We start from the raw sequence: 21,021 nt of genomic DNA on the forward strand, positions 1-21,021 counted from the left end.
CTGTAACCCTGGGTCCTGACTCTCGTCAGGATGACGGGGGTATATGAGGCCCCATCGCGCTAAGTCGGAATGACCGGCGGCGGCACCCCGCCCTGCCGCGTCGCCACGAACTTCGCGAGCGGTGGCCCGATCAGCAGCACGCCCAGGAACCGCAACACCTGAAGCGCCATCACGAACGGCACATCGACCGGGCTAGACGCAGCAATGATCGCGACCGAATCCATCCCACCTGGGCTAGTCGCCAGATACGCGGTAACCGGATCGATCCCCCACCACCGCGTCAACGCCGCCGCGATCCCGCCGCAGAACGCGATCAGCAGCGCCACCGACAACAGGATCCGCGGCATAGCCTTCCCCGCCACCCGCAGCGTATCGCGCGTGAACGACAACCCGATCCGCCACCCGACCACCGCATAGCTGATCGCCAGCAGCCACTGCGGCAACACCGGTTGCGCGACGCCAGTGACGTTGAGCGCCGCCCCCGCCACCAGCGACCCGAGCAGCGCGCCGGCGGGAAGCTTCAGCACCACACCGACACTCGCACCAACCCCGGCAATCGCGATCGTCCGCAGCACGACCAACGGGTCTACGGACGCGAACCACGTTGCGGCAACATGATGCCCGCTACCACCGCCGACCATCACCGCCGCCAGCACCGACGCGACCACCGCCACGCTCACGACCCGCGTGTAGGTCATCACGGCCACCAGCCGAGAGTCCGCGCCGTAAGCCTGCGCCATCAACACCATCGCGCTCGCAGCACCCGGCGTCGATCCCCACACCGCAACAGTCCCCGGAAGCACCTGCCACCGGCTGAGCAGATACCCGAGCACGCTGCTCGCCGCGAGCGTGACGAAATTGACCATCAGGAACACCGGCCAGTGATCCGCCACCGTCGCGACGATCCCCGTGGTGATCGACCCCGCAATCAAAGTCCCGACCGCAGCCTGCGCACCCCGAAACGCCGAAGTCGGCACGCTCAGCGACCACCCCCGCACCGCCAGCACGACCGCCGCGACCATCGGCCCGAGCAGCAACCCCGCAGGCAGCCCAACAACCTCCAGCATCCCCGCAATCACCGCCGACAGCGCGATCAAGACGGCCCACCGCCAGATCATGCCCTGATAGCGAACCATATCGTGTGCCGCGCGCCGCCCTTCCGCGTCGCCCGTGCGATCACTTCGTCGACCGCGAAACCCGCTTCGGCAAGGCGCATGGCAAATGGCTTGCTAGGTGCCGACGACCACACGGCAAGCACCCCACCCGGCCGCAAAGCCGATCGCGCCAGAGACAATCCACGCGCCCCGTAAAGCCGGTCGTTACCCGGCCGAGAAATCCCGTCCGGGCCGTTGTCGACGTCGAGCAGGATCGCGTCCCAATCGCCCTCCGCGATCGCCGCGGCGACATCGCCCTCGAAAATGCGCGTCCGCGGATCGGTCAGGCTGTCGCCATGCACCGCCGCCATAGGCCCGCGCGCCCATTCGATCACCGCCGGCACGATCTCCGCCACAACTACCTCCGCGTCAGGCCCAAGCCGAGCCAGCGCCGCGCGAAGGGTAAACCCCATCCCAAGCCCGCCGATCAGCATCCGCACGCCCGGCCGCCCACCGATCCGATCGCACGCCTGCTCCGCCAGCGCCTCTTCCGACCCGCTCAACCGGCTGTTCATCAACTCGTTCGCACCGAGCATGATCGAAAACTCGGTACCACGCTGGAGCAAGCGAAGCTCACCCCCGCCCGGCACCTGCGCCGTCCCGAGAAGCACGCGAGGGATCATGCCGACCAAGCCGCGATATCGTCCTGCTCGCCGATCAAAGCCAGTCCGTGCGCGATCGAGGTCAGTTCGCCGCCGCTCATGATCGCCGCCTTGCCGAACCGCTCGACGAAGATCCGGCGGATACGCGGGATCAGCGACGATCCCCCAGTCAGGAACACCCGGTCGATCTCGCCGCCGCCGACGTTCGCCACCTCCAAAGCCCGGTCGACCGCGGCCTCGATCCGCACCACGTCATCGGCGATCCACCCCTCGAACTGCGCCCGCGTCACGTCCGCCTCGATCTCGAGCCCTGCGCCCGCAAAGTGGAAATGCGCATCCTCGCCGCTCGACAGCGCACGCTTGAGCGACCCCACCGCATCGTACAGCGGATAGCCGAGTTCGTTCTCGATCACCGCGATCATCCGCCCGATCGCGTCTGGGTCGATGGCGGTCTTCTGCAACCGTTCCAGCTCGGTCATCGTCTTGCGGTTGCGCATCAACGCGAGGCGTGACCAGTCCGCGAAATCGGCAAAATACGCGCGCGGAATCTCCAGTTCCTTGCCGAACGACTTGTAAGCACCGCCCTTGCCCAGCATCGGCAGCACCAGCCGGTCGAGGATCCGGTAATCGAACCGGTCGCCCGCGATCCCGACGCCCGCATGACCCAGTGGCGTACACCGCCGCGCCGCGCCCGGCTCGGCCACGCGCACCACCGAAAAGTCGCTAGTACCGCCCCCGAAATCCGCCACGAGAATCGTCGCCGGCTCAGTCAGGCGCGTGGCGTAGCTATACGCCGCACCGAGCGGTTCGTAGACGTAATGGATCTCCGCCCCGAAGCCCTTGAACATCGCGTCATAGCGTGTGCGCGCGAGCGCCTCGTCAGGTCGCGCGCCAGCGTATTCGACCGGCCGGCCGACGACGATCCGGTGCGGCCGCGTGTCGAGCTTGCCACCCGAATGCGCAATCAGCTTTTCGAGAAACAGCTGGCCCATCTCCTCGAAGCGATAGCGCTTGTCGAACACCGACGCCTGCTCGAACGTCTTCATCGCCGCGACCGACTTGAACGACTGGATGAACCGGCTGTCGAGCGGATACTCCATATACTCGGCGATCGCCCACGGCCCCGCATCGGACGCGAGCCCCTTGCCGCTGTCGTCCTGCCAGAAGCACAGCGCCGAGCGGAACACCGGGCTCGTCTCGGCGGGGGCTGCGAAGGTCACCAGCTCGGGTGAACCACCGCGAGTCCCCAGCGCCACGACGCTGTTGGTCGTGCCGAAATCCAGCCCCAAAGCGGGGCCGCCAGCGTCCGTCTGCATCGCGTCGTCCCTCAATGAACGCGCGCCTATGCCGACGCGGGGTGCGGGATGGCAACCCCGCGCGTGCTTCGGCGGACCAGTTGAGCGGGTTTGGTTGAGCTTTGATCTATGACCGGATGACCGCACACAGCGGAAGCCCGCTAGAGAGTCGGTCTCCAGCGGTTTGCCCTTTTCCAAGCGAACCGTTCGCCCAGATTTTATCGGGCACGCCCCTTTTCCCGCGGACGAAACAAGACCGGCCCCTCGCAGCGTAACCAAACGCTAAGCTCTTTGGGATAAGCATGCCGCGATGTTCGTATCGCTGACAGCGCGTATCACCGCGATCGGACTCATCGTCCTCCTGGCGTTGGCGTCTTTGGCGGGGCTCCTCGCCGATGCGTCGTATCAGGCCAGCCAGAGCGTTCACTGGGCCGCGCATTCCGCCGGGATCATCGAGACGACCGAGGCGGCGCTGGGCGATCTGCGCGAGGCCGAATCCGGCCAGCGTGGCTTCGTCATCACGCGCGATCCAGCCTATGCTCGGTCGTACGCCGAACGTGTGGATAGCGCTGCCCGAACCATCGCCCGAGTCGTAGAACAGACCGACGACAATCCGCTTCAGCATGCAAGGGCGCAGGAGATCGCGGTGCTGATGAAGGAGCGCTCCGCTATTTTGCTGCAACCGTTGAATCTTGCCCGCCGGGGTGATTTTTCCGGCGCGGTCGCGGTCATCGCGAGTGGCCGCGGCCGCGAACTGATGGATGCGATCAGCGTGCGCGCACAGGGCTTTCTCGACGAGGAACGCGCGCTCCAGTCCACGCGGCAGGACGCGGCGGTTCAGCGGCTGGAAAGCGGCAAGAGACTGGCGATACTCGGCGCGATCGCCGTCGCCCTCGTCGTCGTCGGCAGCTTTGCACTGCTCGTTCGGGCGATCCGCCGCCCGCTGGCGACCATGATGCGAGCGATGACCGCGCTAGGCAGCGGCGAACAGGACGCCCGCATCGATACTGCGATGGGATCGCGCGAATTTACCCGCCTTGCCGTAGGCTACAATGCGATGGCCGACCGATTAAGGGGTGCCGTCGCAGACCAGGGCACCAGCGAGCGGCAATTGCAGATCGTCAACACCGAACTCGAGCAGAACACGAAGTCGCTTCGCGAACGCGGCGAGGTGATCGAACTGCTCGGCGGCATGGCGCATCGCATGCAGGCCGCGCGCACCGACGACGAATTGGCGCAGATCATCCGGGTGTTCGTACCGCAGGTGCTCCCCGACATTCCCGGTGCCCTGTACGCGCACAACAACTCGCGCAATTGCCTTGCCCCCGTCGCGAGCTGGGGCGGCATCACCGTGCCGATCGAAGGCTTTGCGCCAGAGCGGTGCTGGGCGCTGCGTCGCGGCCAGAGCCACTCCGTCGAAGACCCCAGCCGAGAGATCGTCTGCGGGCATGTCGCGGAGAACGAGGTGTATCATTGCGAACCCCTGCTCGCGGGCGGCGAGGTCATCGGCGTGCTCTATCTCCAGGGCAGGATCGGAGCCGAGAACCGCTTCCGGATGAACGTGCTGACCGAGAACATCGCATCCGCGCTGGTCAACCACCGCTTGCAGCGATCGCTGCGCGAGCAGACGATCCGCGATCCGCTCACCAGCCTGTTCAATCGTCGCTACATGGAAGAAACGCTCAAGCTGGAGATCGCCCGATCCTCGCGCGCGGGAACTCCGCTCAGCCTCGTCATGTGCGACATCGATCATTTCAAGCGGTTCAACGACGAGTTCGGCCACGATGCCGGCGACTCGGTGCTGCAGATGGTCGCGGCGGAGATGCGCAGTCGGTTCCGCGACGGCGATGTCATCTGCCGCTTCGGCGGCGAGGAGTTCACGATCATCGCGCCGGGCACGACGGCGGAAGCGCTTGCCGGTCGCGTCGAGACCGTGCGGCGCGCCATTGCGGAACTGGCGGTCCGACACGGCAACCGCACGCTGGGCTCGACCAGCATGTCGTTCGGCATCGCGACCTGGTCCGACGCCATGGACCGGGACGGCGCGACGCTCATCCAGGCGGCGGACATGGCATTGTATCAATCCAAGCGTGACGGCCGCAACCGCGCCACCATCAGCATGCTCGCGGCTTAATCCGGGTCGTTCGGACCGGTCCCGGCGCGCCGTCGACTGGAACAGCGTCGCATTGAGAACCGGATTGCACGGATAGAGGATCTCACCGGGCTGCAGACCTTCTCCGACCCCGCCCCGCCTCCAATCGGCTGCGGCAGGAATCACATCAGCGGTAGCGCGCAAGCCACGCGGTACGCCGATCGGTCTGCTTGGTCAGGCAGGCGGGATGGTTCAGGCGTTCGATCGTGCCTACGCCGTCGCCTTGATCGAGCGGGCAGGCAGCGTCGCGCTGCTTGATCCAGGCGCGCTGCGACGTGCGCAATGCGGCGCGACGCGCAGACGGCAACCGTTTCATGGTGGCGGCATAGGTCCTGTTCAGTCGCCCATCGGCCCGCTTGTAATCCGCGCCGAAACAGGCCGCCATCGCTGGGGTGATACCTTGTGCGGCCTCCCCGGTGTTGAGGCAGCGGTCGAGATCGGGCGAGCCGGCTAGGGTGAGGGCAAGCGCTAGGATCAGCATTTCAGGTCTCCTTTCCCAGTCCAACGTCGCAAACCCGGGTCGGTTCTGTGGCGGCTGCGTAAATCGTCAGCCACGCGAAGCCACGTATCGGCACGACGCGCGATTGCGGTATCTAGCGCACCGGAATGACAGTTCGGAGATCGCGATGCGCGTGTTGGTGACGGGATTGGGCGACATCGCTCACAAGGGATATTTGCCGGTGCTGGCGGCCAACCCCGAACTGGAGCTGCATCTGGCGACACGCGACCAGCGGGTTCTCCGTGAAGCCGGACGTTCGTTCCGCGTGCCTCACCTTCATGCCAGCGTAGAGCATGCATTGGCGGCGGCGACCTTCGACGCGGCCTTCATTCACGCCGCGACCGGTGCGCATCCGGCGCTCGTTCGACTGTTGCTGGAGCGGCGTATCCCCACCTTCGTCGACAAGCCGCTCGCCGATAATCTTGCCGAAACCCAACAGCTTGTGGCGCTGGCCGAACGCCAGAAAACGTTGCTGACGGTAGGGTTCAACCGCCGGTTTGCCCCGGGCTACGCGGCGCTTCGTGGTACCGGCCCAAGCTTGATCGTCATGGAAAAGCACCGTCACCGCCAGGCCGACACCCCGCGCAAAGTGGTCTTCGACGACTTCATCCATGTCATCGACACGCTGCTGTTTCTGGCGCCTGCCCCAGTGGAACGCCGCACCATCGAGACTCATGTCGAGCATGGAGTGCTCAAGGCGGTGACGCTGATGCTGGCCGGCGACGGCTTTACGGCCATTGGCACGATGCACCGGGATAGCGGGCTGGACGAGGAACGACTGGACGTGATTGGCAACGGCGTGCGGCAGTCGGTGCGGAACATGTCGGAACTGGTGCGCTCGGCAGGCACGGAGTGCCACCACCGGCGTGGTGACTGGACCTCCGTCGGACGGCAGCGCGGATTCGAAGCGATGTGCGCGGACTTCCTTGCGGCAGTGCGCGCGGGCCGCACCACCCCGGCCGCAGACATTCTAGCGACACACGCGCTCTGCGAAGCCATCACCGCGCATGCGAATGCGCAAGCATCACTGGACCGACCGTCTTATACAAATATTTCAGCTAATTAGAACATCATCCGAGGCACTTGAGAAATACGCGTCAAGTATCTCAAAACCAAATCGGTTGGATTTGAGCGTCGAATCCTCCTCATCGCAAGCAACTAGTCCGCATCAATAACCGATACAATTATCCGTCCGATCCGGACGTGTTATCATCAGGAACCCACTCGGCCTGGAATCGTTGGTGCCCCGCAGCCGAAACGGCTGTTCCATGAGAAGAGTGACTTATGATTAAAACATTGATTCTCGGCGCGTCCGCCGTCGCCATGACTGCCCTGCCAGTTGCGGCCAGCGCCGCGCCTGTCGCCAATTCGGCACAGTCGCTCTCGGTCGCGTCGCCGGTTCGTGCAGGCACGTCGTCGAAGAAGGCAAGCAATCTCACTGGCGTGAGCATTGTTCCGCTGATCATCGGCGTCGGCATCGTCGCTGGTGTGACGTACCTGATCGTCGACCATGAAGACGACAACAACTCCGACAGCAACTAAGTGAAATGGGTCGGGTAACACCGGCCCATTTTTCTACCGAACAGATTGCCGCGGATCGACCCGCATCGAGGCGAACCGATGACCCGCGCATGGCTTCTCCTGACGCTGCTGGCATCGCCCGCCGACCTTGCCGCAATGCCGTCGGGTGATCCTACCGGCACCAGCTTGGCGCGTTGCCTGGAGCGCGAAGCCAACGCCTCCACCGCCGGCCAGACCGAATGCGAGACCGAAGCGCTGCGCGACGATGATCGGCGCCTGAACCTTGCGTACGCGGCCCTGTTGCGGCGGCTCCCCGCCCCGGCGGCGCAATCCCTGCGCCAATCGCAAAGGGCCTGGATCACCTTCCGGGATGCCGAGGACAGGGCGCGAACTGCTATCTACGCCACCCGCAGCGGCACGATGTACGTCCCGATGGAGGCGGCCGCCGGGACAATCCTGACGCGAGACCGCGCGCTGCAACTGGAAGGCTATGCGCGCATACTCTCGATCGAGCGCTGACCGTCCGATCGCTTAACTGGCAAGTCGGGCAACAAGGAAGTCGACGAACACGCGCACGCGCGCCGGCGTGTTCGTGCCGCCGACGAACACCGCGTGGATCTGCTCGACATCGCCTGGATTGAAGTCCTCGAGTACGGGCACGAGCCGTCCCGCGGCGATGTCGTCGACGACGCTGAAAGCCCCGACACGCGCGATCCCGACCGCTGCACATGCGAGTTGACCCAACGTCTCGCCGTTGTTCGCCTCGATATTGCCCCTCACCGATAACGCCATATCCTGCCCGTCGCGGCGGAATGGCCAAACCGGTTCGACGCGGCGAAAGTTGAAGTTCAGGCAATTATGCGCGTGCAGGTCTTCGGGGACCATCGGCGTCCCGCACCGTGCGAGATAGTCGGGCGCCGCGACGATGACGCGGCCGCTTTCGCCCAGTTTGCGCGCGGTCAGCAGGCTGTCCGCCAGCGGACCGAAGCGCACCGCGACGTCCGCCTGCCCGCCCGCGACATCGACGAGCGTATCGGTCAGTGCGAAATCGACCAGGATATGCGGGTACGAACGCGCGAACTCGCCCAGCAGAGGCACGATGCACAACCGCCCATGCGATAGCGCGGCGCTGATCCGCAGCCGCCCGCGCGGCGCGCCTTGATCGGCGATCTGCTGCTCCGCGTCGTCCAGGTCGGCGAGGATCCGCCGCGCGGTCTGCAGATAGACCTGCCCCTCGACGGTCGGCGTCAGGGCCCGCGTCGAGCGTAGCAGCAACCGCACGCCAAGCCGCGCCTCGATCCGGTCGATCGACCGCGCCACCGCCGATGGCGTCAGCCCCAGCGCGCGCCAAGCGCCCGAGAAACTGCCCTCGCGCATCACCGTCGCGAAGATTTCCAGCGCACGAGCCCGGTCGGCGCCTATCCCGATCTTTGCGTCCACGTCACAAATCCTTCGCCGTCACATCGTCTAATAAGGGGGCACCATACCGTCCATCTATGCACCAACGCGAACATTGGGGATACGCACATGGACTATCGGCAATTGGGATCATCGGGCTTGCGCGTTCCCGTGTTGAGCTTCGGCACCGCGACCTTCGGCGGCACGGGGCCGTTGTTCGGCGCGTGGGGACGCAGCGACGAGACCGAAGCACGGCGGCTGGTCGATGTCTGCCTGGAAGCGGGCGTGACATTGTTCGACACCGCCGACGTCTATTCGAACGGTGCCTCGGAGTCCGTGCTCGGCGCGGCGATCAGGGGGCGGCGCGACCGGGTGTTGATCTCGACCAAGACCGGCCTGCCGATGGGTGACGGTCCTCAGGATTGGGGCGCGTCGCGGTCGCGGCTGATCCGCGCGGTCGAGGATTCGTTGCGGCGGTTAGGCACCGATTACGTCGACCTGCTCCAGCTTCACGCCTTCGATGCCTCGACCCCGACCGAGGAGGTGATGGGCACGCTCGACACGCTGATCGCTGCGGGCAAGATCCGCTATGCGGGCGTGTCCAACTATCCCGGTTGGCAGGTCATGAAGGCGCAAGGCATCGCCGACCGCCACGGCTCGCCGCGGCTCGTCGCGCACCAGGTCTATTACTCGCTGATCGGCCGGGCGTACGAGGCGGACCTGATGCCGGTCGGCGCGGACCAGGGGGTCGGCGCGCTGGTGTGGAGCCCGCTTGGCTGGGGTCGCCTGACCGGCAAGATCGGGCGCGACCGGCCGATCCCCGCGGGCAGCCGCCTGCACGACACCGAACAGTTCGCACCGCCAGTCGAGGCCGAACACCTCTACCGCGTGATCGACGCGCTCGAGGCGGTCGCGGCGGAAACGGGCAAGACCGTGCCGCAAGTCGCGATCAACTGGCTGTTGCGCCGCCCGACCGTGTCGTCCGTGATCATCGGCGCACGCAACGAAGCCCAGTTGCGCGACAATCTGGGGGCCGTCGGCTGGGAACTGACGGCCCCACAGGTCGCTGTGCTCGATGCGGCCAGCGACATGCTGCCACCCTACCCCCATACGCCCTATCGCCAGCAAGAGGGTTTCGCCCGGCTGAACCCTGCGCTGGTCTGAGGAACGACATCATGAAGCTCAATCCCGGCCTGCTGGCCCTGGCCGTCGGCGCGTTCGGCATCGGCGTGACCGAATTTGCGCCGATGGGGCTGCTGCCCGTCATCGCGACCGATCTTGGCGTGTCGATCCCGACCGCGGGATTGCTGATCAGCGCCTATGCGCTCGGCGTCGTCATTGGTGCGCCATTGATGACGTTGACCACCGGGCGGGTGCCGCGGCGGACGTTGCTGATCGCACTTGCCGGTATCTTCACCATCGGCAACCTGCTCGCGGCGGTATCGACCGGCTACGGCATGCTGATGGCCGCGCGGATCCTGACCTCGTTCAACCACGGCGCGTTCTTCGGCGTCGGGTCGATCGTCGCGGCCAGCCTCGTGCCGGCGGAACGACGCGCGGGCGCGGTGGCGGCGATGTTCATGGGGCTGACGATCGCGAACGTCGTCGGCGTGCCGCTCGCGACCTGGGCAGGCGACCATCTCGGCTGGCGCGCGTCGTTCTGGGGCATATCGGCATTCGGCGTGGCGACGATGGCGGCGCTGCGGCTGACTCTGCCGGCTTTGCCCGCGCCCGAGGGCAGCGATGCGATGGCGGAACTGCGCGTACTGACGCGGGGCCCCGTGCTCGGCGCGCTTGGCCTGACCGTGGTGGGCGCGAGCGCGATGTTCACCGTGTTCACCTACATCACGCCGATCTTGCGCGAAGTGACTCACGCCTCGCTCGGCTACATCACCGCGATGCTGGTGATCTACGGCCTGGGGCTGACGCTCGGCAACTGGCTCGGCGGCCGTTTCGCGGATCGCTCGGTCGACAAGACGTTGATCATCACGCTCGCCTCCCTGACGACGATCCTGATCGTGTTTGCACTGCTGATGCCATTCAAGATTCCGACCGCGATCCTCATCTTCCTCTGGGGTATTGCGAGTTTCGCGCTCGTTCCGCCGCTGCAGATCCGCGTCATGCATGCCGCGGCGGACGCGCCCAACCTTGCATCCGCCATGAACATCGGCGCGTTCAACCTCGGCAATGCGATCGGCGCAGCGGTCGGCGGCGGCGTGATCGCGGCAGGGTTCGGGTATCCGGCGGTGGCGATGGCGGGTGCCGTCTCGTCGGCGCTTGGCCTCGTCGCGGTGATCGTCAGCGTTCGCCGGAATACCGTACGCGATCAACGCCATTCAGCTTCGGCGAGTCCGGTCGAGGTTATGTAAAAGCCGACCCCTGACCGATGGGGACCGAACGCGCATCGCCTGCGTTGTACGGCCGCTATCATCAGGAGACGCGGCATGAATCCAACCGGCAACACCATCCTCATCACCGGCGGCGGGTCGGGTATCGGCGCCGCGCTGGCGCACCGTCTCCACGATGCGGGCAACGCGGTGATCGTTGCCGGTCGACGTCAGGAAGCGCTCGACGAGGCGATCACAGGGCGGGAAAACATGAGCGCGATGACGCTCGACATCGACGATCCCGCCGCGATCGAAGACTTCGCGCATCGCCTCGTCGCCGAACATCCCGCGCTCAACGTGCTAGTCAACAATGCCGGCATCATGAAGCTGGAGGACGCCGCGACCCGCCGTGATCTGACCGACGCGGAGGCGACGATCGTCACCAATCTGCTGGGTCCGATCCGGCTGACCAACGCGCTGGTCGATCATCTTGCTGCACAGTCCGGCGGCACGATCGTCAACCTGACGTCCGGGCTCGCCTATGTCCCGCTGACCGCCGCCCCCACGTATTCGGCGACCAAGGCGGCGATCCATTCCTACACCGTGTCCCTGCGTCGCGTCCTGGAGGGCAAGGTCGAGGTGATCGAGATCGCGCCCCCCGGCGTGCAGACCGGCCTTACCCCCGGGCAGGAAACGCGTCCCGGCTATATGCCGCTGGAGGCGTTTGCGGATGAGGTCATGGCTCTCTGGACGCAGCAGCCCACGCCTAACGAGATACTCGTCGAACGTGTTCGGCCGTTGCGCAATGCCGAAGCCGATCATCGCTTTCCGGAAGCCGTCGTGCAGTTGAACGAAATGGCCGAACGCGCGCGCCGCGGGGGCTGATCGCTGGTGCCTCGACGTACGAAACGTCGAGGCACTACCCGCCTTTTCTGCTAACTATTCTCAATAGCCTTGATCTGCCTGTTGCGAGCCGATAGGCGGATCAGCGTGAACGCGTCCCAAACTTCCCCGTCGCCCGCGACGATCGCCAAGCGCAAACGCAAATGGCGAAGCTGGTGGCTCAAGCAATTGCACAGCTGGCACTGGATCAGCGCGGCGCTGTCGCTGACCGCGATGCTGTTGTTCGCGATCACCGGCATCACGCTCAATCACGCGGCATCGATCGGTGCCAAACCGGTCGTCGTGGAGAAAAGCGGCACGTTACCGCGCTCGCTGCTCCACATGCTGAGCGCACCGCATACCGCCGACGCGCCGCTCCCCGTTCCCGTTGCCAAGGCGGTCGCGAACGCGGTCGGGCTCGATCCCGCCGGCAAGCCCGTCGAATGGTCCGATAGCGACGCCTATGTCGCCTTGCCCCGCCCCGGCGGCGACGGCTGGGTCACCATCGCGCGCGCGACCGGCGCGATCACCGCCGAAACCACCGATCGCGGCTGGATCTCGTATCTGAACGACCTGCACAAGGGTCGCAACGCGGGCGCGGCGTGGTTCTGGTTCATCGACGTCTTCGCCGGCGCGTGCATCCTGTTCACGCTTACCGGCCTCCTGTTGCTGCAACTCCACGCGCGGCACCGGCCTTCGACCTGGCCGATCGTCGCCGCCGGGCTCGCGCTTCCCGTCTTGCTCGCCATCCTGTTCATCCATTGAGGGGTTTCGCCATGCGTCCTACCGCGTTCCTGTTGCTCGGCGGGGCGATCACCGCGCCTGCCCTGTTGTCGCCTGCGGTTGCAGCGCCGCCCGGTGCCGTGACGATCACGATCCCGCGGCTCGACGTCGCCGAATATCACCGCCCCTATGTCGCGGTATGGCTGGAACCGGTCGGTGGGGGCGCGCCGCGGACGCTGGCGGTCTGGTATGATCTCAAGAAGCGCGGCAACGATCCCGGTACCAAATGGCTCGCAGACCTTCGCGCGTGGTGGCGCAAGGGCGGCCGGAGCATGACGATGCCCGCCGACGGCATCAGCGGCGCGACGCGGACGCCGGGCCAGTACACCATCCCCCTGCCCAACGACGTCAAACCCGGTCAGTATGTCCTCAACGTCGAGGCTGCGCGCGAGACCGGTGGTCGCGAACTCGTCTCCGTACCGCTTACCGCCGGAGCCCGCACCACGGGCAAGACCGAGCTCGGCGCCGTCGCCATCTCCGCCCGCTAAGGATCACAGCATGAAGCCTTTTGTTGCACGCCTGATGGCCGCCGCCGCGCTGTTGTCGATCCCCGCCGCACTGTCGGCGCACCGCATGTGGCTGTTGCCGTCGGCCACGGTGTTCTCGGGCACCGATGGCTGGGTGACGGTCGACGCCGCCGTTTCGAACGACCTGTTCTTCTTCGATCACCAGCCGCTCCGCCTCGACGGCATGAAGGTCTGGCAGCCCGACGGCAGCGAAGGCGCACTGCAGAACGGCGCGACCGGGCGCTATCGCTCGGTGTTCGACGTGAAGCTCGACAAGCCCGGCACGTGGAAGATCGGCACGCAGATGTCCGCCGTCATGGGCAGCTTCAAGGTCGATGGCGTCGAGAAGCGCCTCGGCGGTCGTCGCGGTCCGCCGCAGCCGAACGCCCCCGCCCCGCTGACCGTCGCCGACATCCCCGCCAACGCGACCGACGTTAAGGTCACCGAGGTGTCGGGCCGCAACGAGATCTTCGTGACCGCGGGCGCGCCGACCACCACCGTCTTCAAGCCGACCGGCAAGGGCCTCGAGTTCGCGCCGATTACGCATCCCGACGAACTGGTCGCGGGCGAAACCGCCAAGTTCCGCTTCCTGGTCGACGGCAAACCCGCTGCGGGGTTGAAGGTGACAGTGATTCCAGGCGGCAAGCGTTACCACAATGAAGAGGGCGCGCGCGAACTGACCACTGGTGCGGACGGCGTGTTGAGCGTCTCGTGGCCGACCGCCGGGATGTACTGGCTCAACGCGACGCTCACCGACGCCAAAGCGACTTCGCCGCGGGCAACCGAACGGCGGATGAGCTACGTCACGACGCTCGAAGTGCTCACCCCCTGAGGCGTTCGGCATGAGTTTGGCGGCATGAGGATCGCGTTGCCGCCGACGATCGACGCCGCGGCGTTCGCGGCGCGCGATCCGTCGGCGGTGGTGCTCGATCTGCACGGCGAGACGATGGGGACGTCGTGGAGCGTGCGCTTCGCCGCGCCCGCCGGCACCGATCCGTCGTCGATACGCGCGGCGATCACCGCGCGGCTGGCCGGGCTCGTCGCCGAGATGAGCCATTGGGCACAGAACTCGCTCCTGTACCGCTTCAACCGGTCGCCGAGCGGCACCTGGACGACGCTGCCACCCGACTTCGCACATGTCATGACGCGCGGCCTCGCGATCGCCGAGATAACCGGCGGCGCGTTCGATCCGACGATCGGCAGGCTCATCGATGCCTGGGGTTTCGGCCCCGTCCCCGTCGCCTGCCCCCCAAGCGCTGCCGAAATCGAGACGGCGCGCGCGACATCGGGCTGGTCCCGACTGTCGTTCGCCCCCACCGGCGCGCACCTCCGCCAACCCGGCGGCACCGCGCTGGACCTGTCGGGGATCGCCAAGGGCCACGCGGTCGACGCCATCGCGGACCTGCTTCACGACGCCGGTATCGCGAACGCACTGGTCGAGATCGGTGGCGAACTCGTCGGTCGCGGGATCAAGCCGGACGGCGATCCCTGGTGGGTCGACCTCGAAAGCCCGCCCGGCCTGACACTCCTCCCGCTCAGGATCGCGCTGCACGGCCAAGCGGTGGCGACCTCCGGCGACTACCGTCGCGGCGCCCACACGCTAGATCCACGCACCGGACGCCCGATCGACACCGGCGTCGTCTCCGCCAGCGTCATCCACGAGACCGCGCTCGACGCCGACGCCTGGGCGACCGCACTCACCGTGCTCGGCCCGGACGGCTTCGACCTTGCGCGAAATCACGGCATCGCCGCTCGCCTCATCACCGAAATCGGCGGCACCACGTGCGAATACCTAACCCCCGCACTCGCCGCCATGCTCGCAGACTGACAGCTTACAACCGAGCGTCTCCCAGTTTCCCCGCGAAGGCGGGGACCCAGACTGGACTCCCGCCTTCGCGGGAGAACAAAGCCTAACTACGTCGGATTGCACACGCCCCACCTCCGAGTGACTTCACCCCCACGACGCTACCCGATCCCGCCGTCGCGCGTTACCAAAGCCAATGACCGACGCGCTTCCCCCCGCCATCCCCGCCGCGACGCTCGTCATCTTCCGCGACACGCCGGCCGGTCCCCCGGAACTGCTGATGGTCGAGCGTGCCAAGGCGATGGCGTTCGCGGGCGGCGCACTGGTATTCCCTGGCGGCCGCGTCGATCCCGGCGATCATGCACTGGCGGCCGTACTAGGCTCACCCGGCGACGAAACCGCTGCGCGCGTCGCCGCGATCCGCGAGACGATAGAGGAGGCCGGCCTGCCGATCGGCCTCTCCCCGATGCCCTCCATCCATGCCTTCGAGCAGTTGCGCGCCGCCCTTCACGCCGGAACCGCGTTCGGCGAAGCATTGGCGGAAGCAGGCACATCCCTCGACCTCGAAACGCTCGAGTATTTCGCCCGCTGGCGGCCAGCACACGCCCATGCGCGCATCTTCGACACGCGCTTCTATCTCGCCCGCCTGCCCGCCGAGGCCCCTGCGGCGCGGGTCGACGAGACCGAAAACGTCCGCCTGTTCTGGGCCACCGCCGCGTACATTCTTACCGAGACCGACGCCGGCCGCGCGACGATCATCTTCCCGACCCGCCGCAATCTCGAACGTATCGCGCAGTTCGCCGATTTCGACGCTGCGGTCGCTGACGCCCGCGCGCATCCGATCCGCACCGTCACGCCGTGGACCGAGATACGCGACGGCGTCGAGCATCTCTGCATCCCCGACGACCTCGGTTATCCGATAACCTCGGAGCCGATGTCGGACGCGGTGCGCGGCTGACATGCGCGCGGTGCGGAGGACGATCGGGTGGCTAGTCGCGCTGGTCGTCACCGCGACGCTGGCGCTGATGCTGTGGGCGAGCCTGCGCGGACGGCCGCAGGACGTGCCTTGGGCGCCGCTCGATCTCGGCCAGCCGATTGGACTGTTCACGGGCCGCAAGCTCACTGCGCTGACCGAAGACTTTCCGCAATGCCGCGCGCTGCTCGACCGCGCCGGCGTCCGCTACACCGTCCTGCCGCCACGCAAGGGCGAGGGGCAATGCGGCTATGCAGACGGCGTGCGCCTGACCGGCGGTGCTCGAAAGATCGCCTTCGCACCTGTCGGGTTGGGCGTCGCCTGTCCGGTTGCCGCGGCGCTGGCGATGTGGGAATGGAACATCGTCCAGCCTGCCGCCGAACGTCACTTCGGCGCACGCGTCGCGACGATCGATCATTTCGGCAGCTATAGTTGCCGCCGCATCGCCGGCAGCCATTCGAGCAACTGGAGCGAACACTCAACCGCCGACGCGGTCGACATCGCCGGATTCCGCCTGACCGATGGCACCCGCATCACCGTAGCGCGAGACTGGAAAGGCGACGATCCCAAAGCCGCGTTCCTCCGCGACGTCCGCGACGGTGCGTGCAAGCTGTTCGCGACGACGCTGTCCCCCGACTACAACGCCGCGCACGCAGACCACCTGCATCTCGACCAAGCGAACCGCGGCGCCACCGGCTGGCGCGCGTGCCGGTAGTTTGGCGAGAGAGCACTTATCCTCCCCCGCAAGGGGGAGGATCAGGAGGGGTCAGCTCGCCAAGGTCGTCCCCGAGTCCACCTTCTCGACCCAATACGGAAAGAAAGCCGGCTGCCGGTTCGACCAGCCCGACGCGGTCGCCGCCGCCTCGCTGATCGACTGGAGTAGCTTCCGCCGCAGTTCCGGATGCAGGTGCGGCAGCGCCGCCGCCGCGCAGAACGCCGATGGCAGCCAAGGCCGAACCTCAGCGCCGATCAACCGCTCGTACAGGAACCGCAACGCCGAGAAACTCGTGAGCCGTCCCTGCCCCAGGTCGAACGCAACCAGCGTCATCAACGGCGCCAGGAACGGCTCGATCGCGTCGAGCCCACTATCGTCCGGCACCATCGCGCGCAGATCGGGAAGATTGTTGTACAGCCGCGCCTGCGCCCGGATGCTTGCAGCCTCTACCACATCGCGCGACCAGCGCTGCATCGCATCCTCGCGGTCCAGGCCCACGTCGAGCGAACGCCGGATATACCGCTGCGTCGAACTCGGAAAAGCCGCGAATTCCTTCATCTCGGCGAGGGTCATCGACCCCTGTGCCGGTTTCATTCTGGAAGCCATGTCGTCACCCCGCTCTCGTCAAGGAACCGGCAGACTATGCGCTCGGATGGTTAACAACGACCCTATCGCGCGTCATCTTTCCGTAACACCAAGCGACCATGAAAGCTGTTGCGCTGCAACAAGGCTGCGACGAACCGAACGAAACTAAGCGATTTGATCGTCTTGCGAGGCGTTTAGGCAACAAAAAAGCGCCGGTCGTTGCCGACCGACGCCCGTTCGTTGAGCAGATGCGAGGGTTACGCCTGCTTTTCGCGCAGCGCCCGCTCGGCATCCTCGTCATAGCCCGACGACTTCGCCGGCTCGGTGCCCGACCCCGGCTGCGTCGCCGAAATCGGATCGCTGCCGTCCATCGACTCATCGAGCCCGTTGTCGAGACGCGCGTCGGCGCTGTCCGGGTTCTTCTGCAGGCGCTTGCCGATCGACTTGTCCTGGCCCGCTTCCTGACGCGGATCGCGCCCCGAGCTCTTGCCCTCGGCATCCTTGTCGTCGGGCGCTACGGACAGGCTATCCAGCGCGCTCTTGTCTATGTCGGTCATTGCGACGTCCCTTTTTAATCTTAGCGATGACCAACGGTTGAACAGGCGGACCGTTCCTGCCCAGGCCCACAACCGTCATCCTGACGAAAGTCAGGACCCAGGGTACCGGGGGAAGCGCTTGTGACCCTGGGTCCTGACTTTCGTCAGGATGACGGAGTGTCGAGCGGCGTGACCTTCACCGTCTGCTCCCACAGATACGCCTGCCCGAACACTGTCATGAACGCGATATCCGTCGCATCGCGCCCGACGCAGACGCGCGCGATATCGCTGCACGTCGCCATCTTCGTCGCATCGATCAACCGCCAGTCGCCTGCCAGCCACAGCTCCGCGACCGCATGGAAGTCGGGCGGATCGACCCCCGGCGCATAGGCCGAGACGCACCGAGCCGGGATCCCGCCCGCCCGCGCGAGCGACACCAGCAGATGCGAATAATCCCGACACACCCCCGAACGCGATGCGAACGTATCGAGCGCGGTCGTCTCGCCGCTGCTCGATCCACAGCGATAGTCGAGCGACTGATAAACCCACTCGGTCAGCGCCGCCGCCAGCGGACCGCCTTCCAGCCCGCCGAACTCGCGCGCGACGAAGCCCTCGAACCGGTCCGAGGGACAATAGCGGCTCGGCATAAGATACGGCGTCAGCTCGCCATCGAGCATTCGCGGCGGCGTCGCCGGATACAGCTCGAGCTGCACCCGCTCGCGATTTACGGCGACGATGGCCTTATACTCGGCCGTGAACCGCCCATGTCCGCGCGACCAGCAACGTTGCCCGATCCCGTCCTCGCCGCGCACCGCCCGGATCGGACTGTCCGACCACAAGGTGAGGGACTCGGACTCGATCGTCTGGTCGGCCATTGCCGCCGCTTCGATCTGGAGGAGCACATCGGCGTCCCCCGTGATCCCGTAATCCAGACGCACGTCGATCGAGAGCCGCATTGCGCGTCCCATTCCTGTCCCGAAGCCAAAAGAAAAGGGCCCGGCGGTGTCCCGCCGAGCCCTGCGTTCGTCACACCCTTAGCGGGAGTTAGTTGCGGCTGCTACCAAACAGACGCAGCACGAACATGAACATGTTGATGAAGTCGAGGTACAGGCTCAGCGCCGACATGATGACGACCTTGCCGACCATGTCCGTCCCGGCAACCTGCGCGTACAGGCTCTTGGTGCGCTGCGTGTCGTAGGCGGTGAGGCCCGCGAACAGCAGCACACCGACACCGCTGATGACCAGCTGCATCACGCCCGACTGCAGGAACATGTTGATCAGGCTCGCGACCAGCAGACCGACGACGCCGATGATCAGGAACGTCCCGAACGCCGACAGGTCGCGCTTGGTGGTGTAGCCGTACAGGCTGAGACCCGCGAAACCAGCTGCGGTGGCGAAGAACGCACCCGCGATCGATGTGCCGCTATAGACCAGGAAGATGGTCGACATTGACAGGCCCATCAGGACGGCAAAGCCCCAGAACAGCATCTGCATCGTGCCGGTCGACATCCGGTTCTGGCCGAAGCTGATGCCGAACACGATCGCGAGCGGCGAGAACATGATGACATACTTCAGGATGCCGCCGCTCATGAACACCTGAGCGGCGGGCGACTCTGCGCCGCCCCATGCGAACAGCATCGCGACGATGCCCGTCAGCAAGACAGCCGAGCCCATGTAGTTATACACGGAGAGCATGTACGACCGGAGACCAGCGTCATAGGCCTCGGTACGCTGGCCCGTGGCCGTCGTTCCGAACGGCGCGGCGCGGGGCCGGGGGTCAGACCAATTAGCCATTGTGAAATCAGCTCCTTTGTCCGGCATGGTGCCGGTTATGGTGAATATCGTCTTTTACAGGACGCTTTTCAAGCAGAGTGGTTGCATCGGCATGGTGGTTCGCGGTTAACCTGCCGCAATCCATGATCCGCCTTTTCGTCGCCCTCCGCCCGCCGCCCGCTATCCGTCAGAGCTTGCTCGACATAATGGAGGGCGTCCCGTCCGCACGCTGGCAGGACGATGACGACCTGCACGTGACGCTGCGGTTCATCGGCGAGGTCGAACGGCCGGTCGCCGAAGACGTCGCGGTCGCGCTGAGCCAGACCGTCGCGCCGGTCCCGAGCGTCGCGCTCACCGGAGTCGGCCGCTTCGAGAAGAGCGGACGAACCGACACGTTGTGGGCCGGCGTGACGCCGCACGAGGCGCTCGCCGCGCTCCACCGCAAGGTCGACCAGGCGTGCGTTCGTGCCGGCCTCCCGCCCGAACATCGCGCCTATCTCCCGCACATCACCGTCGCGCGGCTGGCACGGTCCGCGGGTGTCGGGTTCGCGATCGAGGACTGGCTTGCAACACATGCCGCACTGTCGAGCGCGCCCTTCCCGCTACCGCATCTCGTGCTGTACCAGAGCCATCTCGGCCGCGACGGCGCGACGTACGAACCGGTCGCGCGCTGGGCGCTCAATACCGGGGGTGGAACCTGAGCCACGGCGAAGGGTTCGCCAAGACATCAACAGGGAGAGACACTATGCGGATTGCGACACTGGCACTGCTCGGCGCAGCAACGATTGGGCTCGCCGCCTGCGAGAAGACTGGCATGGAGACCGGTGCCCCCGTATCCGGCGGCCAGCGCGCCACCGCGACGCTGCAGACCGCCACCGGCACCGACGTCGGCCGCGCCACCGCCACCGAAGTCGCGGGCGGGCTCCGCTTCACGCTCGACGCCAAGGCGATGCCCCCCGGCACGCACGGCGCGCACATCCATATGGTTGGCCGTTGCGACGCCCCCGACTTCACGACCGCAGGCGGCCACTGGAACCCGACCGGCATGAAGCACGGCAGCATGAACCCGCAGGGCCCGCATGAAGGCGACCTGCCCAACCTGATCATCGGCACCGATGGACGCGGCACGATCGGCATCACGATCCCCGGCGCGACGATGGCGGGCCTGATGGACACCGACGGCTCGGCCTTCGTGGTGCACGCAGGTCCGGATGACCTGATGACCGACCCGGCCGGCAACAGCGGCGGGCGGATCGCCTGCGGTGTGTTCCAGGCGGGGTGAGTGCGTGGCCCCTCCTAATCTTCAGGAGGGGCACATTCGCCTGCGCAACGTCCGTTCGTGCTGAGTAGAGACCGAGTAGTCGCCGAAGGCGACGTATCGACGGCTCGTCTCGAAGCACATGTTTCGCGCACCGACCCGCCCCCTCCCCGTTCGCCCTGAGCGAAGTCGAAGGGCATGTCCCAAGCGTAGGTGCTTCGACTTCGCACAGCACGAACGGAAGAGGGTGACCGGGCT

At 66.2% G+C, this 21,021-nt stretch carries 24 protein-coding genes; 15 read left to right on the forward strand and 9 right to left on the reverse strand.

Features of this window, described 5'->3' with window-relative positions; all coding sequences use genetic code 11:
* Nucleotides 1–59: 59 nt before the first annotated feature.
* Genes C8J39_RS15015 through C8J39_RS15025 form a run of 3 tightly spaced genes read right to left on the reverse strand, consistent with a single transcriptional unit; the run spans nucleotide 60 to nucleotide 3,072 of the window.
* A complete protein-coding gene (locus C8J39_RS15015) occupies nucleotides 60–1,136 on the reverse strand; it encodes an AbrB family transcriptional regulator (protein WP_120301172.1) in 1,077 nt (358 codons plus the stop codon).
* On the reverse strand, nucleotides 1,115–1,777 hold the full coding sequence (locus tag C8J39_RS15020; RefSeq protein ID WP_120301173.1) for a spermidine synthase: 663 nt from the start codon (nucleotides 1,775–1,777) through the stop codon (nucleotides 1,115–1,117). Before C8J39_RS15020 ends, C8J39_RS15015 begins: the two co-directional genes overlap by 22 nt.
* Complete coding sequence (locus tag C8J39_RS15025) at nucleotides 1,774–3,072, reverse strand: Hsp70 family protein (RefSeq protein ID WP_120301174.1); 1,299 nt, start codon at nucleotides 3,070–3,072, stop codon at nucleotides 1,774–1,776. The genes C8J39_RS15020 and C8J39_RS15025 overlap by 4 nt, the downstream gene beginning before the upstream one ends.
* Before the next feature lie 289 nt (nucleotides 3,073–3,361).
* On the opposite strand from C8J39_RS15025, the gene C8J39_RS15030 reads away from it, so the two are divergent.
* Nucleotides 3,362–5,185, forward strand: coding sequence for a diguanylate cyclase (locus tag C8J39_RS15030; protein ID WP_183038012.1), 1,824 nt, complete (start codon nucleotides 3,362–3,364; stop codon nucleotides 5,183–5,185).
* Between the two features lie 145 nt (nucleotides 5,186–5,330).
* On the opposite strand, the gene C8J39_RS15035 is transcribed toward C8J39_RS15030, so the two are convergent.
* Nucleotides 5,331–5,684, reverse strand: coding sequence for a lysozyme inhibitor LprI family protein (locus C8J39_RS15035; protein ID WP_120301175.1), 354 nt, complete (start codon nucleotides 5,682–5,684; stop codon nucleotides 5,331–5,333).
* Nucleotides 5,685–5,829: 145 nt separating this feature from the next.
* On the opposite strand from C8J39_RS15035, the gene C8J39_RS15040 reads away from it, so the two are divergent.
* The 3 genes from C8J39_RS15040 to C8J39_RS15050 all read left to right on the forward strand — a co-directional run bounded on the left by C8J39_RS15040 (nucleotide 5,830) and on the right by C8J39_RS15050 (nucleotide 7,742).
* Nucleotides 5,830–6,768 (forward strand): Gfo/Idh/MocA family protein, encoded by a 939-nt coding sequence (locus C8J39_RS15040; protein ID WP_120301176.1) that lies wholly within the window; start codon nucleotides 5,830–5,832, stop codon nucleotides 6,766–6,768.
* A 218-nt stretch (nucleotides 6,769–6,986) separates the two neighbouring features.
* On the forward strand, nucleotides 6,987–7,244 hold the full coding sequence (locus tag C8J39_RS15045; RefSeq protein WP_056065305.1) for a hypothetical protein: 258 nt from the start codon (nucleotides 6,987–6,989) through the stop codon (nucleotides 7,242–7,244).
* 78 nt (nucleotides 7,245–7,322) lie between these two features.
* Nucleotides 7,323–7,742 carry a lysozyme inhibitor LprI family protein gene (locus tag C8J39_RS15050; RefSeq protein ID WP_259457562.1) on the forward strand — a complete coding sequence of 140 codons (420 nt, stop codon included), beginning with the start codon at nucleotides 7,323–7,325 and terminating at the stop codon, nucleotides 7,740–7,742.
* Between the two features lie 12 nt (nucleotides 7,743–7,754).
* Here C8J39_RS15050 and C8J39_RS15055 read toward each other — a convergent pair whose 3' ends face one another.
* Entirely contained in the window at nucleotides 7,755–8,663 is a 909-nt protein-coding gene (locus tag C8J39_RS15055) for a LysR family transcriptional regulator (RefSeq protein ID WP_120301178.1), read from the reverse strand.
* 87 nt (nucleotides 8,664–8,750) lie between these two features.
* Here C8J39_RS15055 and C8J39_RS15060 point away from each other — a divergent pair, with 87 nt between their 5' ends.
* From C8J39_RS15060 to C8J39_RS15100, 9 genes are all read left to right on the forward strand, one after another.
* Nucleotides 8,751–9,785: an aldo/keto reductase gene (locus tag C8J39_RS15060; RefSeq protein ID WP_120301179.1), complete on the forward strand. Its 1,035-nt coding sequence runs from the start codon at nucleotides 8,751–8,753 to the stop codon at nucleotides 9,783–9,785.
* A gap of 11 nt (nucleotides 9,786–9,796) precedes the next feature.
* Nucleotides 9,797–10,990, forward strand: coding sequence for an MFS transporter (locus C8J39_RS15065; protein ID WP_120301180.1), 1,194 nt, complete (start codon nucleotides 9,797–9,799; stop codon nucleotides 10,988–10,990).
* 75 nt (nucleotides 10,991–11,065) lie between these two features.
* Nucleotides 11,066–11,833, forward strand: coding sequence for an SDR family oxidoreductase (locus C8J39_RS15070; protein ID WP_120301181.1), 768 nt, complete (start codon nucleotides 11,066–11,068; stop codon nucleotides 11,831–11,833).
* Nucleotides 11,834–11,938: 105 nt separating this feature from the next.
* Nucleotides 11,939–12,595, forward strand: a complete 657-nt coding sequence (locus tag C8J39_RS15075; RefSeq protein ID WP_243650146.1) for a PepSY-associated TM helix domain-containing protein — start codon at nucleotides 11,939–11,941, stop codon at nucleotides 12,593–12,595.
* An 11-nt stretch (nucleotides 12,596–12,606) separates the two neighbouring features.
* The gene (locus tag C8J39_RS15080) at nucleotides 12,607–13,101 is read left to right on the forward strand and encodes a DUF2271 domain-containing protein (RefSeq protein ID WP_165895251.1); all 495 of its coding nucleotides are present in this window, start codon (nucleotides 12,607–12,609) and stop codon (nucleotides 13,099–13,101) included.
* 10 nt (nucleotides 13,102–13,111) lie between these two features.
* Nucleotides 13,112–13,951: a DUF4198 domain-containing protein gene (locus tag C8J39_RS15085; protein ID WP_120301183.1), complete on the forward strand. Its 840-nt coding sequence runs from the start codon at nucleotides 13,112–13,114 to the stop codon at nucleotides 13,949–13,951.
* A gap of 24 nt (nucleotides 13,952–13,975) precedes the next feature.
* A complete protein-coding gene (locus tag C8J39_RS15090; protein ID WP_259457563.1) occupies nucleotides 13,976–14,947 on the forward strand; it encodes an FAD:protein FMN transferase in 972 nt (323 codons plus the stop codon).
* A gap of 172 nt (nucleotides 14,948–15,119) precedes the next feature.
* A complete protein-coding gene (locus C8J39_RS15095) occupies nucleotides 15,120–15,881 on the forward strand; it encodes an NUDIX domain-containing protein (protein WP_120301184.1) in 762 nt (253 codons plus the stop codon).
* Nucleotide 15,882: 1 nt separating this feature from the next.
* The gene (locus tag C8J39_RS15100; protein WP_120301185.1) at nucleotides 15,883–16,611 is read left to right on the forward strand and encodes an extensin family protein; all 729 of its coding nucleotides are present in this window, start codon (nucleotides 15,883–15,885) and stop codon (nucleotides 16,609–16,611) included.
* A gap of 51 nt (nucleotides 16,612–16,662) precedes the next feature.
* Here C8J39_RS15100 and C8J39_RS15105 read toward each other — a convergent pair whose 3' ends face one another.
* From C8J39_RS15105 to C8J39_RS15120, 4 genes are all read right to left on the reverse strand, one after another.
* Nucleotides 16,663–17,217 carry a hypothetical protein gene (locus C8J39_RS15105; RefSeq protein WP_056065323.1) on the reverse strand — a complete coding sequence of 185 codons (555 nt, stop codon included), beginning with the start codon at nucleotides 17,215–17,217 and terminating at the stop codon, nucleotides 16,663–16,665.
* Between the two features lie 236 nt (nucleotides 17,218–17,453).
* Nucleotides 17,454–17,753: a hypothetical protein gene (locus C8J39_RS15110; protein ID WP_056051272.1), complete on the reverse strand. Its 300-nt coding sequence runs from the start codon at nucleotides 17,751–17,753 to the stop codon at nucleotides 17,454–17,456.
* 143 nt (nucleotides 17,754–17,896) lie between these two features.
* A complete protein-coding gene (locus tag C8J39_RS15115) occupies nucleotides 17,897–18,688 on the reverse strand; it encodes a transglutaminase family protein (protein ID WP_120301186.1) in 792 nt (263 codons plus the stop codon).
* A gap of 88 nt (nucleotides 18,689–18,776) precedes the next feature.
* Nucleotides 18,777–19,526, reverse strand: coding sequence for a Bax inhibitor-1/YccA family protein (locus C8J39_RS15120; RefSeq protein ID WP_120301187.1), 750 nt, complete (start codon nucleotides 19,524–19,526; stop codon nucleotides 18,777–18,779).
* A gap of 122 nt (nucleotides 19,527–19,648) precedes the next feature.
* Here C8J39_RS15120 and thpR point away from each other — a divergent pair, with 122 nt between their 5' ends.
* Nucleotides 19,649–20,206 (forward strand): RNA 2',3'-cyclic phosphodiesterase, encoded by a 558-nt coding sequence (gene thpR / locus C8J39_RS15125; RefSeq protein ID WP_120301188.1) that lies wholly within the window; start codon nucleotides 19,649–19,651, stop codon nucleotides 20,204–20,206.
* A gap of 44 nt (nucleotides 20,207–20,250) precedes the next feature.
* Nucleotides 20,251–20,787: a superoxide dismutase family protein gene (locus tag C8J39_RS15130; RefSeq protein WP_120301189.1), complete on the forward strand. Its 537-nt coding sequence runs from the start codon at nucleotides 20,251–20,253 to the stop codon at nucleotides 20,785–20,787.
* The last annotated feature ends 234 nt before the right edge of the window (nucleotides 20,788–21,021 follow it).

This window comes from Sphingomonas sp. PP-CC-1A-547, assembly GCF_003610375.1.
GTDB lineage: Bacteria > Pseudomonadota > Alphaproteobacteria > Sphingomonadales > Sphingomonadaceae > Sphingomonas.